Here is a 15,989-nt window from a genome sequence, read left to right as displayed (position 1 = left end):
TGGTGGCTGGTATGCGCGACTGATGGAAATTGTATCTATTTAGGTTTTTTTTAGCTATCGTGGATAGCTTGCTGAAACACTGGACGACACCAGGATGGTTGTTTTTATTCGCTCATACTTGCGCCACGTGGATGGCAAACTCGCCAAGTACTTGAAGGTCTTGGATGAGGCCCAAATTCCCTATCACTTTGTGGGGTGGGAGCGTGGTACGGTCCCGGCTCAAAAAAACAGCAACGATACCTATTATTCACGTCCGGCAGCTTTAGGTGCCGGGTGGCGCAGTCTGATTGGTATCTTTTTCTGGAACCTGTTTGTATTGCGTTGGTTGCTCAAGAACAACCGTAACGTAGATCTGGTCCATGCGATTGATCTGGATACAGCTATGGCTGTAAAGGTCTATGCCGCTTTATGTCGCAAGCCGTGGATTTTTGATGTCTACGACAAGTACAGTTCGTTGCGTTACTTTCCTGGGGTGTTGGGCAGGTGGGTCGACAAGTTGGAGAACTATTTGTTGAAGACTGCAAATGCGGGAATTTTGGCTGATCCCTGCCGGTTTGAGCAACACGGACTTAGCCCCAGTTTGCTGCCTTCCGTCATGGTGCTGGAGAACGTGCCTCAAAAATCAGAGGTGCAGGAGTACGTTCTGGTGTCGGACCAACAGCCTGTCAAAATTGCTTATTTTGGTGTGCTGGAGGCCAAAAATCGAGGTCTGGAAGACTTGCTGGCTGCCTGTGAGCAATTTCCTGCCTGTGAGCTGCATGTGGCTGGATATGGTCCTTTGGCTGACTTGTTTACGCAGTCGGCCCAACAACACTCCCATATTCATTACTACGGGGCTCAAAGCTCGGTGCAAGGGCTACAGATAATGCAATCCTGTCAGATTGTGGTGGGTATGTATTACAAACGAGTGCCCAATCATTTATTTGCAGCACCCAATAAGTACTACGAGCATCTGATGCTGGGTCGGGCCATGCTCACCACAGCGGGAATTCCAACGGCAGACAAAGTTCGTGCTCATCAGACGGGTTGGGCTGTTGAGGAAGGTCAGCAAGCGATTGCAACGTGGTTGCAGGGGCTGGATATACAGCAGATTCAGGCTGCAGCCGCTCGTGCTCGTCAAGTATGGCTGGACCAGTACACAAATTATTTTGACCAGCATTATGCTGGTCAGTATTTGCAAACGGTCCGAGCCTTGCGACGGGTTTAAGCTGCTTTTCCCGTGTCAGGCTCATCTTGCAGCAGCTTATGCAAGTATTGGCCATATTCGGTTTTTGCCAGGGCTTGGGCTTGTTGTTCCAGGTCTGAGCGACTCAGCCACCCTTGCCTGAAACCGATCTCTTCCAGACAAGCGATTTTCAAGCCTTGGCGATGTTCGATAGTACGAACAAAACTTCCCGCCTCTTGCAGACTTTCGTGCGTACCTGTGTCCAGCCAAGCAAAGCCTCGGCCTAACAAGCTGACATGCAGGCTGTTCTGTTGCAGGTAGGCGTTGTTGACGTCCGTGATTTCCAGTTCGCCCCGTGCAGAAGGGCGTACTTGCCGTGCAATATCCACAACCGAGTTATCGTAAAAATACAAACCCGTTACCGCGAAGTTCGACTTGGGTTGCAGGGGTTTCTCTTCAATCGAAATTGCTTTGCCCTGTGCGTCGAACTCGACCACTCCAAAACGCTCGGGATCGCTGACTTGGTAGCCAAAAATAGTGGCGCCCTGCTCACGCTGGGCCGCTTCTTTCAGCATCTGGCTGAAACCATAGCCATAAAAAATATTGTCCCCCAGGATCAGGCTGACGCGATCAGACCCAATAAAGTCGGCACCAATCAGAAAGGCTTGAGCCAGACCGTCGGGTGAGGGTTGCTCTGCGTAGCTAAGCTGGATACCGAATTTGCTGCCATCACCCAGCAAGGTACGGAAGCTGGGTAGGTCGGTGGGAGTCGAGATGATCAGGATTTCCCGTATGCCCGCCAACATCAGCACGGACAAGGGGTAGTAGATCATGGGTTTGTCGTAGATCGGCAATAGCTGTTTGGACACACCCAGGGTAATGGGGTGCAAGCGGGTTCCGGACCCACCGGCGAGGATAATGCCTTTCATGATTCTGTCTGACCTAAGCGATGGAGCTGATAGCGGCCGTTCAGGATGCGCTCCCACCAGCCTGAATTTTCTAAATACCATTGGACGGTTTTGCGTAAACCTGTCTCAAAGGTTTCCTGCGGTTTCCAGCCGAGTTCCCGCTCGATTTTACCGGCGTCGATTGCGTAGCGTTGATCATGCCCAGGTCGGTCCTGGACGAAGGTGATCAAGTCGGCGTAGTGTTGCAGGCCCTTGGGCTTTTCCGGGGCTAACTCTTCAAGCAAGGCGCAGATCTGCTGCACCACATAAATATTTTCTTGCTCGTTATGGCCACCGATATTGTAGGTTTCTCCTACTTGGCCTTTTTCCAGCACCGTTAGTAGAGCGCGGACATGGTCTTCCACGTAGAGCCAATCCCGGATCTGTTTACCTTCTCCGTAGACGGGCAGAGCCTGTGCTTTAAGTGCATTCAGGATCATGTGTGGAATCAGCTTCTCGGGGAAGTGATATGGCCCGTAGTTATTGGAGCAGTTACTGATCAGGGTAGGCAGGCCATAACTACGTTGCCAGGCCCTGACAAGATGGTCCGAGCTGGCTTTGCTGGCGGAGTAAGGCGAGCTGGGAGCGTAGGGCGTCGTTTCTACAAACAGATCGTCGGTATTGTGCAGATCGCCATAGACCTCGTCAGTCGAGATGTGGTGAAAGCGGAAGCTCGATTTTTTCGGTTCTGGCAGTTCATTCCAATAGTGGCGGGCGCACTCCAAAAGGGTGCTGGTGCCAACGATATTGGTTTGTATAAATGCGGCGGGGCCATCCAGAGAACGATCAACATGGGACTCAGCGGCCAGATGCATGATGGCGTCTGGCTGAAATTTCTGCAGCAGGGTTTGGATAGCCGCAGCATCTTGAATGTCATGCTGAGCGAATTGATACCGCGGGTCGTTCTGAACGGCTGCCAGGGATTCCAGATTGCCTGCGTACGTCAGCTTGTCGACATTAAGGACATGGTGCTCTGTAGCCTGGATCAGGTGCCGGACCAATGCTGAGCCAATAAAGCCGGCGCCACCGGTAACGAGAATATGCATGACGATAAAGTAGCGTTCCGTAAGGCTTAGCGATAACGCTTAGCCAGAATTAAAAGGGCAAGGCAGTCTACGATAACCCGGCTGGTCCAGGCAATTGCGGCGCCCAGCAAGCCAAAGTGGGAAATCAAGACATAGAGCAAAGCTATATATGGCAGGATCTCGGCCAAGTGCACATAGGCAGTAATGTGAGCGTGCCCCTTGGCTTGAATAACTGTGTAAGGGATCTGGGCGATGGCATTGAAAAAGAAGCCCACCAGCAAAATCTGTAGCAGGGGTACCGATTGCTCAACGTAGGCTTCACCCAGCCAAAGCAGGATAATCCACTTTGCTCCAACGATGCCCACCAGGCTGATCAGCCCGCAGACTCCCAACAGCAAGAGATACGTCAGACGAGTTTCTTGGCGAGCATCCTTCTGTGCGCTGATCAAAGGGAAAATCACTCGGACCACGGCACCTGGAATGTTCAACAAGCGTGTAATGGCTTCTGCGGGAGCGGTATAAAAGCTGACGGTGGTGGCGCCGTTCAGGTTGGACAGCAGGAAGCGATCAAAGTACACCATTAAAGGGCTGATCACGTTGCTGACTGTCAGCCAGCCACCAAAGCGTAGCAAACCATGAGCTTGTTGCTTGTCCCAGTGCCACAAGCCTTTGCGAAGAGAGGTGGGCAGAGCCCAGAAATAAGCTAATACGCAGGTAATCAGCCGTCCGACGAACAGGCCCAATACCGCAAAGCTCAGGCTGGCTTGATACAGGATGGCCAGCAAAGGCAGTATCGCAAGTAGCAGGCCGCTGATGGTGCGCTGAATATTGACTTGCTTGAAGTCGGATAAGCCCTCTAGATAGGACAACCAGACTGCTTGCAAAAGCAGGAATGGCAAGCTGAGTGCCATCAGTCGAAAGGCAAACAGGCTGTCGGTGCGCAGATCAGGGCTGATGTTAAGCCACTGCACCAGCAAGGGGCTGCATAGGAAAACCAGGGCTGCAGCGACACCGCTGCTGAGCAGGATCAGCAAGGTAGCGGTGCCTAGAATGGATTGGATTTGCTGAGTTTGCTTGTCTGCCATGGCAATGGCTCGGATCAAGGCGCGGCTGATCCCCAAGTCAAACATGCTGGCATAGCCAATCAAGGCAAAGAGCAGGGTGTAAATACCAAAAGGTTCCAGGCCCAAAATGCGCGCCATCATGCCCATAGAGGGCAAGAAGGCGAACATGAGCACCATATAGGAGCTCAGGTTCCAGAACGAATTACCTAATAGTTTTTTGGCAGACATGGCCTAAGGCTCAGACCGCAGTTTGGCTTGATTGGGGTAAATCTGGCTCCAGAACAAGGCGATGCTGATCAGGAGGAACAAGAGCGTATTGTTGCGCTCCATCATGTTTTGAGTCAGGTTTGCGAGTGCGTAGATGGCGATAAGGATGCTTCCACAGGCGGCATAAGCGCGAACATGTGGCTCAGAAGCATGCACACGTCGAATGAAGCCATAAAAGCAGTACAGCAGAAGCAGTATCTGCAGTAACAGCCCTGCCAGCCCCAAGTCTACCCAAGTTTCAATGTAGTTGTTATGCGAGTTCGCCAGGTTCAGGACCACGGCATCGGCTTGCCCGGTTCTGACCAGTTCGGTGAGGGCCTGTTCGTGTTGTTGATAGGACCAGCCCGACAGGGGGCGTTCCTGAATCAGCTTCCAGTTGGCTTGCCAGATCGCAAACCTGGCTCCAATGGAGGTGTTGGAGTTGCCAGCCTCAAATTGCTCAATATCGTGCTGTGCCAGAGCGATGCGTGATTGGATCGTCTCGGTTTGCCAGAGAATGCTGGCGCTTAGGGCGGCGGCCAGCGAAAGAATCATCATGCCGCGTCGGAAATACTGCTTGGGCAAGTAGGCGTAGGCAAGGATCAAGAATACGGCAGGCAGAGCAATCCAGCCACCACGGCTACCGGCGAGTAATGACAGCAAGAAGCCAGCCAGACAGCCCAGGAGTGAAACAAGAAGAATAGGGCTAGAGCGCTGCGCCTGGCTAAGCTGGCTTAAGAGCGCCACCAGACAAAAGCAAGCCAGGCTTAGGGCAATATTGCCGAACTGGATGGCTCCGGTATAACCATAGATCCGACCATCATGCAGCGGGCCGCCATACTGGGCGGGAATGATCCAGAGAGCAGACAAGCTTGCCAGCGCAAAGCACACCCAGATCACGCCGCTATGCAAACGAAGGGAGCTGAGCATGTAAAAAATGGGGGCCAGTAATAGATAGCGGCTAAGCAGATCCAGTTGATTGCTCGGGTTCTGGTGCAGAAACCAAATCAGCAGCCCATTGGCAAAGACCAGCGCCAGTATCGTGTACAGGCCGCGGCTGATGCTCTGGCTTTGCAAAGACTGGCCAGAGCGCAAAGAGTTCAGATACCAGCACAGGGTCGTGAGCAGAAGCAGAATCACCCCTGCAGAATAAACATTACGGGTAGAGAGCAGGCTGATGAAAAACAGGCTTACGCCCAGGTGAGCAGCCGCATTAAATGAAAAAAGAGACTTGGATACGGGCTCGGACATAAGAGGGGGGGATGCCAAAAATTTGCGGAAACAATAGCGGATCAACAGGCTTCGCCAGCAAGGCGAGTTTATATATTCAGCACGTCAAGTAAATCTACCAAGGTCTGGTTGGACCCAGACGGGAGCGACGTATAATTGGCGCGTAAATGGTCTATTTTAGGTTATTAGTGCTTCGATGAATCAAATTAAAATCAGGCGGTTTAAGCGTTTGCACGAGATACTCCTATTATCCGGGCCAAGCTCGTGGTTGATTGGATTCGCCGTGGTGGTGCTTGTCCCTGTTTTGCTGTTGTGGGGGTGGGGGCGCTTGTGGAACCTGGATAACGGGCAGCGTACCGCACTGATTCTGGTCGTCGTGGCATTTGTAGCCTGCAAGCTGCTGATTGATAAAAGCCAGCAAGGCTATCCGGGAGCGCGTAGTGCCTGGCTGATTATTCCCACGGTAGGCGTAACTTATGCCCTTATTTACACCACCAGTTTTGTGTTTCGTTACGACGCGTCGCGAGCCTTGTTGCTAAGTAGCAGCTTCCTGGCATTGGGCTGGTTCTTGTTGGAGAGCCTGTTTACCAATCGTTATCGGATACTGAAATTAGCGATTGTTCCTGGTGGAGAGGCAGAGACCTTGCTGGATCTGCCGGGCCTGGATGGTCGTTTGTTGAAAGACTATGATCTTGCTGGGTATCGCTATGATGGGGTGGTAGCGGACTTTTCCTGTGTACAGCCTGAAGCGGAGCGGTTTTTGACACGCTGTGCGCTGGACCGAGTGGCGGTCTATAACTCTCGGCAGGTTTTTGAGTCTTTGACGGGGCGGGTCAAGATTGACCGCATGTCGGAAAATACGATTGGCTCTTTGCTGCCGTCACGAGGCTACGAGATTTTGAAACTGATTTTTGACTATGTCATGGTCATTCTCAGTTCCGTGGTTGTGCTGCCGGTTTGCTTGTTGGCCATGTTGGCGATTCGCCTTGAAAGCCCCGGTAAGGTCATTTACTCCCAGCAACGGATTGGTTTGGGAAACCGTGAGTTCACTATTTACAAGCTGCGCAGCATGCGCTTTGACCAGGATTGCGTGGTCGAGCAGTTTGCAGGGGAAGATGACCCGCGAATTACCCGAGTGGGCAAAATCATTCGCAAGTTGCGTATTGATGAGCTGCCGCAGTTCTATAACGTGCTGCGAGGCGAAATGAGCTTGATTGGTCCTCGCCCGGAGCAGCCTTCTTTTGTGCGGGAGTTCGACGAGAAGATCCCGTTCTATAGCTACCGTCACGTTGTGAAGCCTGGTATTACCGGGTGGGCGCAAGTCCGTCAGGGGTATGTGGCCAATGAGGACGAGACACGCGTCAAGATCGAACACGATTTTTACTACATCAAACACTGCTCGGTGCTGCTGGATGTGTATATCGTGTTCTTGACGGTAAAAACGATGCTTACTGGCTTTGGGGCGCGTTAGGCTTGTGCTCACGCAGTAGGCATTTGACCAGGTGACGTGCGGGGCGTGTAAACCTGTCCAGTACATCGTAGACCGCAAAAATGAACTTGCCGGCTGCACCGTAGCGCTTCTTCAAATAGACTTTCATGCCCGCGCTATAACACCGGCCACGGAAGGACTTGTCCGTGAAGGTGCCACCAGCTTCATGGAAATATTGCGCGGCGGGAATATGGTAGGACAGGATTCCCATCTCACGAGCGCGGAACTGTAGATCAGTCTCTTCAAAGTACAGGAAGAACTGCTCGTCAAAACCACCCAAGGCCTCGTATTGTTCTCGGCTGATAAATAGCAAGCTGCCTGACACATGGTCAACTTGTGTGGGGGAGGTCAGCGGGTGTTTGCTGCGTAGCAGACGTCCTAGCCCCACTGCTTTCAGCAGTAGAGTGAAGCAGTTTGGGAAACGCTCAAAGGCAAAATCCGGTTGTCCTTTTATGCCTAAAGCCGAACCACCCAGAATCGGGGTGGGAGAGTCCGGGTAAGTGCTCAGGAACTGCTCAAAAATACTAAGGACATCTGTCTGCAGTTTGGCATCCGGATTGATCAGAAGGATATTCGGAGCCTGCGTATGAGCAACCCCGATATTGCAAGCCTTGCCAAAACCGTGATTGGCATGGGCCTTGATGATTTGTGTGTCAGGGTGCTGTTGGGCGATCAGACTGCAACTTTGGTCAGTAGAGTCATTGTCGACAACGGTGATGCTGTAGGCGTGTTGTGTGCTGAACTGCTTGATACTGTTGATGGTATCAACAATTTTTTTGCCACCGTTGTAGTTAACCAGAATAAAGTCGACCCAAGGTGCAGACTGAACGACGTTATTCATGGTTAGCTAAGCCCGCTTCAGAATTGCTCTCACTATGTAGTGAAATATTAGGTAGCTCGATTGTACAACGGAGAGTTTCAAGTGGTGTCGATAGATCTGCCATGTCCACTGTAAGGACTTGATTTTGTTGCCGGACAGGCTGCTTGCACTGACACGATAGGCGGCGAGTACCTCTTGTAAGCCATAGGCTTTTCCTGCTCTGTGCACAATTTCCAGCCACATTACATAGTCTTCATGGCGAACTGCCTTTTGATAGACCTTACCCAGTGCCTGACAGTCGTATATGCCGGTCAGGTTGCCAATACAGTTCCCTTTCAGCAGACTTTTGTAATCTACCCAGAGCGGTGGTGTAGTGGTGCTTTGCCACTGCGATATGTGCTGAAAACGATAGTAGGCCGTCATCGAGACGGTGGCTTCGTGTTCTTGCATGGCTTTTAACTGTTTGCTCAGTTTTTCAGGAAGCCAGAGATCGTCGGAGTCGAGAAAGGCCAGGTACCTACCTTGTGCGGCTTTAATGCCAGCGTTACGTGCGGCTGCAACCCCTTGGTTAAATGGTTGTTGAATTAACTTGATTCGAGGATCCTGAGCTTCGTACTCAAGAATAAGGTCGAGGGTCTTGTCAGTTGAGCCATCATCAATAATGAATAACTCCCAGGACGAGTGGTCCTGTTGCTGTACTGACGCTACTGAAGCCGATAGCGTGCTCACAGCATTAAACGCTGGCATAACAATGCTGACAAGAGTTGCTTGAGTATTGCTCATGGAAAAATGGGATGGGTAGTACCATCCTGAACTAAGACTTGTTATAGGAAGCGTTGTTCAAACTGATATTTTATATGAGTTCTAAAACGCCCAGAGTTCATTGGGTATGCCAATATCAGTTTGGCGCAAGTGATTAAAAATGGTGGCAAATTTATGAGCTGGTTAGTTTTATAAATACATAGGGTTCCGAATTTCAGTTTCATGATTTTTTATAAAACCGGTAATTAGGCCATCCCGTATATGCAGGGATAAAGCTAAATAATCAGTCCATATTGCCGGGTATATGTAGTGTTCTGTTTCTTAACTGCTCCATGTGACAAGTAATAGATACGTCTTGTCTCGGGCGGTTGTACGATTGGTTTATTAAGCGTGTAAGCTGTCTGGTTGCATCCAGAGCGTGCTTCTTGGTGGATCCTGCGTTGGTCACATTTGTTTGTTCAAGGGAAGGTGTTTCATGAAGGTTTTAACGGTTTTTGGCACTCGACCAGAGGCTATAAAAATGGCTCCTTTGGTTCGAGAGTTAGCCGCGCGAACGGAGTTTGAGACCAAGGTATGTGTCACTGCGCAGCACCGCCAGATGTTGGATCAAGTGCTGTGTCTCTTTGACCTTCAGCCAGACTTTGACCTGAATGTCATGAAGCCAGGTCAAGACCTGAGTGATGTGACAGGGGCAATTTTACAAGGTTTGAAAGGAGTTTTTGATCAGTTCAGGCCTGATTGGGTACTGGTTCATGGTGATACAGCCACTACCTTCGCTAGTACTTTAGCCGCCTACTACCATCAGATACCCGTAGGTCATGTTGAGGCAGGATTACGGACGAGCAATATTTACTCTCCATGGCCCGAGGAAGGAAACAGGCGCTTGACCGGTGTTTTGACCTGTATCCATTTTGCTCCCACAGATCAGGCTCGTCAGAACTTGTTGCGGGAAGGTGTAGGGGCTGAAGATATTGTAGTGACAGGTAATACCGTTATTGATGCTTTGTTGTCGGTAGTACAGAAACTGGAGGCTGAGCCTTCTTTAGCCAAAGAGATGTCACAACGTTTTGATTTTTTGGACGAACGGCGCCGAATGGTTCTGGTCACTGGCCATAGGCGTGAGAGCTTTGGCGATGGGTTTGAGCGCATTTGTCAAAGCATATGTCGGAGCGCACAGGCGTTTCCCGAGGTGGATTTTGTTTATCCAGTCCATATGAATCCGAACGTACAAGAGCCTGTTGCTCGTTTGTTGAGCAAAATTCCTAACGTGTATCTGCTGGAGCCTCAGGATTACCTACCGTTTGTGTATCTAATGAGTCGTTCAAGTGTCATCTTGACCGACTCGGGTGGGATTCAGGAGGAGGCTCCCGCATTGGGCAAACCTGTGCTCGTCATGCGCGACACAACGGAACGACCAGAAGCAGTGATTGCTGGTACGGTGCGGCTAGTTGGCACAAATCCTGACTTAATTTGCCATGAGCTGGCAGTTTTGCTGAATGATTCTGCTGCTTATAAGGCCATGAGCTACGCCCATAATCCTTATGGTGACGGTGCTGCCTGTAAGCGCATTGTCGATTATCTGTGTAAGCGCCTTTAAATGACGTCTAACTCTGTAAGAGACAATGGATTGGGGAAATATGCTTAGTAAATTGAAACCTTTTTTAGGGGCTATATACCGCAGGTTACCGTGGCGAGTACAACAAAAATTACTGCCTTTGAAGCGCAGAATTCTGGGGCAGCAGGTCCGTCGTAGTAACGAGGAGCGCCGTAACGGCAAAAATGATCTGAGCTGGTCGCAGTTTGAAGCGAATGTGTTGGCGTTCCGGGATCAGTACAAGGGTGTTTTTGTTCAGTCCGCTGTTATCGATTGGAATGTTCCGTTGTACCAGCGCCCACAGCATATGGCTAAAGCTTTTGGCCGTCTTGGTTATCTGGTGCTCTATGAAACCCATTGTTGGGCCTGTGATGATGTGACAGGCGCTCGGTGTTTGGGCGACAACGTCTGGTTGGTGCATGCCAGAGAATCCCGTCATCTGAAAGGGGTTCTACGCTCCTTTTACAGCACCGCTTATGGAGTGTTGAGGGAGTACGGCCTGCACATGCTGGAGGGTAATGTGGTTATATATGAATACATTGACCATATTGACCCTGCCATTTCCGGTGACAATGTCGAGGTTCTGAATCAGCTAAAAAATCTGGCGTTCGGGGGCGATGCTGATTACATCGTTGCCTCGTCAAAGGCCCTGGTTCAGGAGTCGGTTGCAGAAGTCGGGGAGTCAAAGGTTAGGTTTGTAGCTAATGGGGTAGATGCCCGTCACTATCGTCAGGACTGGAGCGAAGTAGTTTTGCCAGAACAGTACTCCAGTTTTTTGGGGCGATATGACAGGATTATTGGCTACTTTGGCGCGTTAGCCCCTTGGCTATGGTACGAGGTCATCGCAGAGCTGGCGCAGGAGCTTCCAGATTATGGGTTCGTTTATATTGGGCCTGATTACTTTGGGGGAAGCCTAAGGCTCCCAGAGCTAGATAATGTATTGTGGCTTGGGCCAATAGATTACGCTGTATTGCCAGCGTATGCTCAGCACTTCGACATAGCAACAATACCTTTTTCTCCTGGTGAAATAGCTAAAACAACCTCTCCTTTGAAATTGTTTGAATATTTTGCGCTAGAGATCCCTGTGGTGGTTAGTTCTGCAATGGATGAGTGCACATGCTACGAAGAAGTGTTTTCGGCTGGCTCGTTATCCGAGTTTATTGTGCAAATTGAACGCGCATTTGCCGTGAAAGATGATGAGCGTTATAGGATGCGTATGCGTGAGTTAGCCGATGAGAATGATTGGATGGCTAGAGCAAAAAGTATGGAGTCTCTGTTTCCAAAAAAGAATTTTATGCTACCTATGAATCGTTGAGAGTCCATTTTTTCGGCAAGTTTTTTTTAAAGCTAATCAGTAATATTTGATTCTTAAATATATGATAATTTCCGATTTGATTGAAAATCGATATCTAATAAGAATATTGATATATAGAGATATTCAAACAAAATATAAAGGATCTGTTCTTGGGCTGCTTTGGTCCTTGTTGGTTCCTATGGTGCTTCTGGTTGTTTATACATTTGTCTTTAGCGTTATTTTTCAAGCGCGCTGGGGGCATTCTGATGGTGGGAAATTAGAGTTTGCGCTAATACTTTTTTCCGGATTAATTGTTTTTAATTTTTTTTCTGAGTGTATCAATCGTGCGCCAACTATAATTCTCAGTAATGTGAATTATGTCAAGAAAGTTGTTTTTCCTGTTGAGGTCTTGGGTGTTGTTACTGTTGGTGCCGCCCTTTTTAATTTTTTTATTAGTTTTCTAGTCTGGGTTTTGGTTTACTCTATTTTTTATGGGTTGCCAAAATGGACAATTGTTCTTATTCCGGTTTACTTGATTCCATTGTGTTTTTTTGTGCTTGGATGTGTTTGGTTTCTTTCGGCGCTTGGTGTTTATTTGAGGGATATAAATCAGTTTGTTGGGATATTGACAACCGTTATGATGTTTTTGTCCCCAATATTTTATCCTGTCGAGGCTCTTCCCGCTGATTTTAGAAATTTTATTTATATAAATCCCTTGGCTTACTTTATTGAGGCTTTTAGGGATATCGTTTATTGGGGTCGAGTTCCTGGCGGTTTATTTGTTTTCCTCTCTTTTGTTTGTTCTTCTTTATTTGCATTTTTTTCATTTGTTTTTTTTAAAAAAATGAAAAAGGGTTTTGCGGATGTGCTCTGATCTTATTGTGGTAGAAGACGTTTCTAAAATATATAAAATATATGAAAAGCCTTCCGATAGGTTGAAGCAGTATTTTAGCAAGAATAAAAAATACTATAGAGAATTTTCGGCTCTGCACAAGATGAGCTTGAGAGTTCGTCGCGGGGAGACCTTTGGTATTGTGGGCAGGAATGGGAGTGGGAAATCGACATTGCTGCAAATGATATGCGGGACTGTAATGCCAACAACAGGGAGTATTCAAGTTCACGGCCGTATTGCAGCACTGCTGGAATTAGGGGCTGGATTTAACCCTGAGTTTACAGGGCGAGAGAATATATTTCTTAATGCCGCTATATTAGGTTATCCAAAAAATAAGATCGAAAAAAAAATAGATGAGATTATCCAGTTTTCTGAGCTCGAAGGGTTTATAGATCAGCCAGTTAAAACTTATTCCAGTGGGATGTATGCACGGCTGGCATTTTCAGTAGCCATTCATGTTGAGCCAGAAATACTCATTGTGGATGAGGCTCTTGCTGTGGGAGATGCGCGGTTTGTGGCCAAGTGTATGCGCCGTATCAATGATATTAAAGAGTCAGGTGCTACTATCATTTTCGTAAGTCATGATATTTCTAGTATTCGGACTCTTTGCGACCGTGTGTTGTGGTTGGACCGTGGAAAAGAAATAGATGTAGGTGACGTGTTTCCAATCACAAGCCGATACATGGAGTACATGTTCAAGGATAGTGATGGATTACAGACTAGTTCAGATCACCCGTCGACTGAGCCTGAGCAGATAGACCTTGTCGAGTCGTTGGACACAAGGCCTTCTTCGCATTGGGGTTCTCATACTGGGACTATCAAATATGCTGCCGTACAGAATATACAGGGAAAGAAAGCAGACCTTATTTCCTGGGGAATGGATATAAAAATATCGATAAGATACAAGTTGAATGAGGAAATAGCGAACGATAATTTAACGGTCGCTTTTTCTATAAAAGACTTGAAAGGTAATGATATTGTAGTTGCGGTTTCGAAACAGGTTATTGATGATGGTAGCGAGTATTCTGAGCGCCGTGTCGATTTTTCTCTAAAGAACTATCTTTCACCGGGTAAGTATTTGCTGGTTGCTACTGTAGAGAAGAGGAATGGCAGCGATGTTCATTATTATGAATATTATGAAGGTGCGCATTATTTTGTAAGTATCAGCGATGAAACTATGTTTGGTGTTTTTTGTCCTGATGTGGAAGTTAATTCTGTGAGCTTGTAATGAACAGCGATATTAATACGAAAAAATACTGGGAAAATAGGTTTGCCACAGATTGGGCGGATAATTTGGGGCCCGAGCAGTCGAAGTTTTTTGCAACGGTGGCTATGGATAATTTACCGTCCTGGCTTATTCAGGTAATACGGTCGGATGGATTGGCTGTTGCAGACTGGGGATGTGCTCAAGGCGATGGTTTAAATGTTCTAACTAATTTTTTTAACCCAAAAAAGTTAACAGGCATTGATTTTTCTAGTGAATCTATCGCCACGGCAAAGTCCAAATATCCAGAATTGGAGTTTCTAGATCAAAACTGGCTGGATGATCAGGGTTTAGATGATATTAAATCGTATGATTTTATTTTTTCATCTAATACTTTAGAGCATTTTCATAATCCTTTTGATGTTTTGATTCGTATTTCTGAGAAAGCTGAATTAGGTTTGATTCTTGCTCTTCCTTATAGGGAGCTTGATCGCATTGATGAGCATTTTTTTACTTTTACAGATAAGAATGTTCCGGTTGCAGTTAATGGATTCGACCTGGTTTGGTCGAAGGTGGTAGATTGCAGTATTTTGCCATCTAGTATGTGGGATGGTGATCAGATTATTTTGGTTTATGCCAATAAAAAATGGTTTGATCAGATGAATTTGACCTTGGGAAATATGCATATTGAATCAGGCTATGAAAGTGATTCCTTATCTCGACATGGTGTTGTACTCGCACATATGGAGAACGAGTTTTCCCGTGTGTTAAAGGATTCTCTGGAGCAGGTTTCGGAGAGTTTGAAGAAGCTTAGTATCTCAAAGGCCGAACTGCAGGAGCAGGTAACAAAGAATCAGCGTTTGCAGGAGCGGAATGCAGATCTACAGAATGTAATGCGGCAGAAAGACGAGGCGGTCAACGCCATTAGACTGTCGACTTCCTGGAAACTGACCCGTCCTTTGCGAGTGCTCGCTCGCCTTGTTCGGAACCCTTTGAGGTTCTGGGGTGATGCTCGTAACTACGTAGCGTGGAAACGTCGTCTGATTCAAAGTGCTGAGCCAGTTTCTCTCGGTGGTTTGGCAGCGGTAACATCCGTGCCTGGAGCGACTGATTTAAGCTGGGATCAGTTTGAGGCGAATGTCCTCGTGCATAGGGATAAATATAAAGGCGTTTTTGTACAATCAGTAGCTATTGACTGGACTGTCCCATTATTTCAACGACCTCAACATATTGCTTCGGCGATGGGGCGTTCTGGTTATCTGGTTATCTATGAGACGCGCAGCCTGGATCGGGATAATTTGCGGGGCGTGCGTTATATGGGAGACAACGTATGGTTGGTGAATGCTCCTGAATCAGCAAATTTGAAAGGTGTGCTGCGATCAATCTATAGCACAGCCTATGCTGTTGTGCCTGAGTATGGCCCTCATCTATTGGAGGGAAATACTATGATTTATGAGTATATTGATCATATAGACCCAGCTATATCTGGCAATACAGTTGAGAGTTTATTGAAGCTTAAAAACTATGCTTTTTCTGGCGATGCAGATTATATCGTTGCCTCATCTAAGGCTTTGGTCGATGAGTCTATAACTGCAGTTGGGAAAGATAAGGTTCTATTTGTGGCCAATGGAGTTGACTGTCAGCATTATCGGCAGGATTGGACACATATTGCTTTGCCTGATGAATATACAAAATTTTTGAAACGTTATAAACGTATTGTTGGCTATTTTGGTGCCTTGGCTCCTTGGTTGTGGTATGAGGTTTTAGCAGAGCTTGCTACTCGCATGCCAGCGTGTGGCTTTGTTTACTTAGGCCCGGATTATTTTGGTGGAAGTGAGAAGCTGCCGAAAACGGATAATGTTATTTGGCTAGGACCGATTAATTACTCTATCCTGCCTGCCTATTCACAACATTTTGATGTGGCAATTATCCCTTTCGAGCCAGGTGAGATAGCTCGTACTACCTCCCCTCTAAAGCTATTTGAATATTTTGCGATGGAGGTTCCAGTGGTTGTGACCTCAGCAATGGATGAGTGCACTATTTATCCAGAGGTTTTTTCAGCCAGCTCCGTTGATGAGTATGTTGAGAGAATCCAGCAGGCTTTTGATGTGAAAGATGATCCAGCTTATCAAGCTAGGTTACGCCAGATGGCAGATGAGAATGATTGGAAGGCGAGAATCGAGACGTTGGTTCCCTTGTTTCCCAATGGAAACAGGTCTTAAGCAAGCTGGCTTTTATTTTTTATTAATTTGCGGTG

General features: G+C 47.8%; 13 protein-coding genes. 7 read left to right on the top strand and 6 right to left on the bottom strand.

The features are described 5' to 3' along the window. Positions 1-94 precede the first annotated feature (94 nt). The gene (locus tag JYG33_RS11345; protein WP_207872353.1) at positions 95-1,207 is read left to right on the top strand and encodes a hypothetical protein; all 1,113 of its coding nucleotides are present in this window, start codon (positions 95-97) and stop codon (positions 1,205-1,207) included. Here the strand turns inward: JYG33_RS11345 and rfbA are convergent. Genes rfbA through JYG33_RS11325 form a run of 4 tightly spaced genes read right to left on the bottom strand, consistent with a single transcriptional unit; the run spans position 1,204 to position 5,698 of the window. Further along, positions 1,204-2,094 carry a glucose-1-phosphate thymidylyltransferase RfbA gene (rfbA, locus tag JYG33_RS11340; protein WP_207872352.1) on the bottom strand — a complete coding sequence of 297 codons (891 nt, stop codon included), beginning with the start codon at positions 2,092-2,094 and terminating at the stop codon, positions 1,204-1,206. The two genes, JYG33_RS11345 and rfbA, sit on opposite strands and share 4 nt — an antisense overlap. After that, the gene (gene rfbB, locus JYG33_RS11335) at positions 2,091-3,158 is read right to left on the bottom strand and encodes a dTDP-glucose 4,6-dehydratase (protein ID WP_207872351.1); all 1,068 of its coding nucleotides are present in this window, start codon (positions 3,156-3,158) and stop codon (positions 2,091-2,093) included. The genes rfbA and rfbB overlap by 4 nt, the downstream gene beginning before the upstream one ends. A gap of 26 nt (positions 3,159-3,184) precedes the next feature. Continuing rightward, positions 3,185-4,429 carry a flippase gene (locus tag JYG33_RS11330; RefSeq protein WP_207872350.1) on the bottom strand — a complete coding sequence of 415 codons (1,245 nt, stop codon included), beginning with the start codon at positions 4,427-4,429 and terminating at the stop codon, positions 3,185-3,187. Positions 4,430-4,432: 3 nt separating this feature from the next. After that, a complete protein-coding gene (locus JYG33_RS11325) occupies positions 4,433-5,698 on the bottom strand; it encodes an O-antigen ligase family protein (RefSeq protein ID WP_207872349.1) in 1,266 nt (421 codons plus the stop codon). 262 nt (positions 5,699-5,960) lie between these two features. Between JYG33_RS11325 and JYG33_RS11320 the strand changes: the two genes are divergently transcribed. Further along, on the top strand, positions 5,961-7,148 hold the full coding sequence (locus JYG33_RS11320) for an exopolysaccharide biosynthesis polyprenyl glycosylphosphotransferase (RefSeq protein ID WP_207872348.1): 1,188 nt from the start codon (positions 5,961-5,963) through the stop codon (positions 7,146-7,148). On the opposite strand, the gene JYG33_RS11315 is transcribed toward JYG33_RS11320, so the two are convergent. Together JYG33_RS11315 and JYG33_RS11310 are read right to left on the bottom strand one after the other, a co-directional pair. After that, positions 7,126-8,007: a glycosyltransferase family 2 protein gene (locus JYG33_RS11315; RefSeq protein ID WP_207872347.1), complete on the bottom strand. Its 882-nt coding sequence runs from the start codon at positions 8,005-8,007 to the stop codon at positions 7,126-7,128. The genes JYG33_RS11320 and JYG33_RS11315 overlap by 23 nt on opposite strands. Before the next feature lie 6 nt (positions 8,008-8,013). Beyond that, positions 8,014-8,769, bottom strand: a complete 756-nt coding sequence (locus JYG33_RS11310) for a glycosyltransferase family 2 protein (protein WP_207872346.1) — start codon at positions 8,767-8,769, stop codon at positions 8,014-8,016. Positions 8,770-9,223: 454 nt separating this feature from the next. On the opposite strand from JYG33_RS11310, the gene wecB reads away from it, so the two are divergent. The 5 genes from wecB to JYG33_RS11285 all read left to right on the top strand — a co-directional run bounded on the left by wecB (position 9,224) and on the right by JYG33_RS11285 (position 15,954). Beyond that, on the top strand, positions 9,224-10,345 hold the full coding sequence (gene wecB, locus JYG33_RS11305; RefSeq protein WP_207872345.1) for a UDP-N-acetylglucosamine 2-epimerase (non-hydrolyzing): 1,122 nt from the start codon (positions 9,224-9,226) through the stop codon (positions 10,343-10,345). Between the two features lie 40 nt (positions 10,346-10,385). After that, positions 10,386-11,657, top strand: a complete 1,272-nt coding sequence (locus JYG33_RS11300; protein ID WP_207872344.1) for a glycosyltransferase — start codon at positions 10,386-10,388, stop codon at positions 11,655-11,657. Between the two features lie 61 nt (positions 11,658-11,718). After that, positions 11,719-12,510, top strand: a complete 792-nt coding sequence (locus JYG33_RS11295) for an ABC transporter permease (RefSeq protein ID WP_207872343.1) — start codon at positions 11,719-11,721, stop codon at positions 12,508-12,510. A gap of 7 nt (positions 12,511-12,517) precedes the next feature. Next, positions 12,518-13,756: an ABC transporter ATP-binding protein gene (locus JYG33_RS11290; RefSeq protein ID WP_243430157.1), complete on the top strand. Its 1,239-nt coding sequence runs from the start codon at positions 12,518-12,520 to the stop codon at positions 13,754-13,756. Further along, the gene (locus JYG33_RS11285; RefSeq protein ID WP_207872341.1) at positions 13,756-15,954 is read left to right on the top strand and encodes a methyltransferase; all 2,199 of its coding nucleotides are present in this window, start codon (positions 13,756-13,758) and stop codon (positions 15,952-15,954) included. The genes JYG33_RS11290 and JYG33_RS11285 overlap by 1 nt, the downstream gene beginning before the upstream one ends. Positions 15,955-15,989: the final 35 nt, after the last annotated feature.

Source organism: Alcaligenes sp. SORT26, assembly GCF_017377875.1.
GTDB classification, from domain to species: domain Bacteria; phylum Pseudomonadota; class Gammaproteobacteria; order Burkholderiales; family Burkholderiaceae_B; genus Alcaligenes; species Alcaligenes parafaecalis.
The sequence above is the reverse complement of the archived record's forward strand: the minus strand, read 5'-3'. Positions and strand labels throughout refer to the sequence as shown.

Bases quoted from the DNA above. Each gene is read 5' to 3' on its own strand.
- JYG33_RS11310 (WP_207872346.1), bottom strand. From the start codon at position 8,769: ATGAGCAATACTCAAGCAACTCTTGTCAGCATTGTTATGCCAGCGTTT.
- wecB (WP_207872345.1), top strand. From the start codon at position 9,224: ATGAAGGTTTTAACGGTTTTTGGCACTCGACCAGAGGCTATAAAAATG.
- JYG33_RS11325 (WP_207872349.1), bottom strand. From the start codon at position 5,698: ATGTCCGAGCCCGTATCCAAGTCTCTTTTTTCATTTAATGCGGCTGCT.
- JYG33_RS11285 (WP_207872341.1), top strand. From the start codon at position 13,756: ATGAACAGCGATATTAATACGAAAAAATACTGGGAAAATAGGTTTGCC.
- rfbB (WP_207872351.1), bottom strand. From the start codon at position 3,158: ATGCATATTCTCGTTACCGGTGGCGCCGGCTTTATTGGCTCAGCATTG.
- JYG33_RS11345 (WP_207872353.1), top strand. From the start codon at position 95: ATGGTTGTTTTTATTCGCTCATACTTGCGCCACGTGGATGGCAAACTC.
- JYG33_RS11295 (WP_207872343.1), top strand. From the start codon at position 11,719: ATGATAATTTCCGATTTGATTGAAAATCGATATCTAATAAGAATATTG.
- JYG33_RS11300 (WP_207872344.1), top strand. From the start codon at position 10,386: ATGCTTAGTAAATTGAAACCTTTTTTAGGGGCTATATACCGCAGGTTA.
- JYG33_RS11330 (WP_207872350.1), bottom strand. From the start codon at position 4,429: ATGTCTGCCAAAAAACTATTAGGTAATTCGTTCTGGAACCTGAGCTCC.
- JYG33_RS11315 (WP_207872347.1), bottom strand. From the start codon at position 8,007: ATGAATAACGTCGTTCAGTCTGCACCTTGGGTCGACTTTATTCTGGTT.
- rfbA (WP_207872352.1), bottom strand. From the start codon at position 2,094: ATGAAAGGCATTATCCTCGCCGGTGGGTCCGGAACCCGCTTGCACCCC.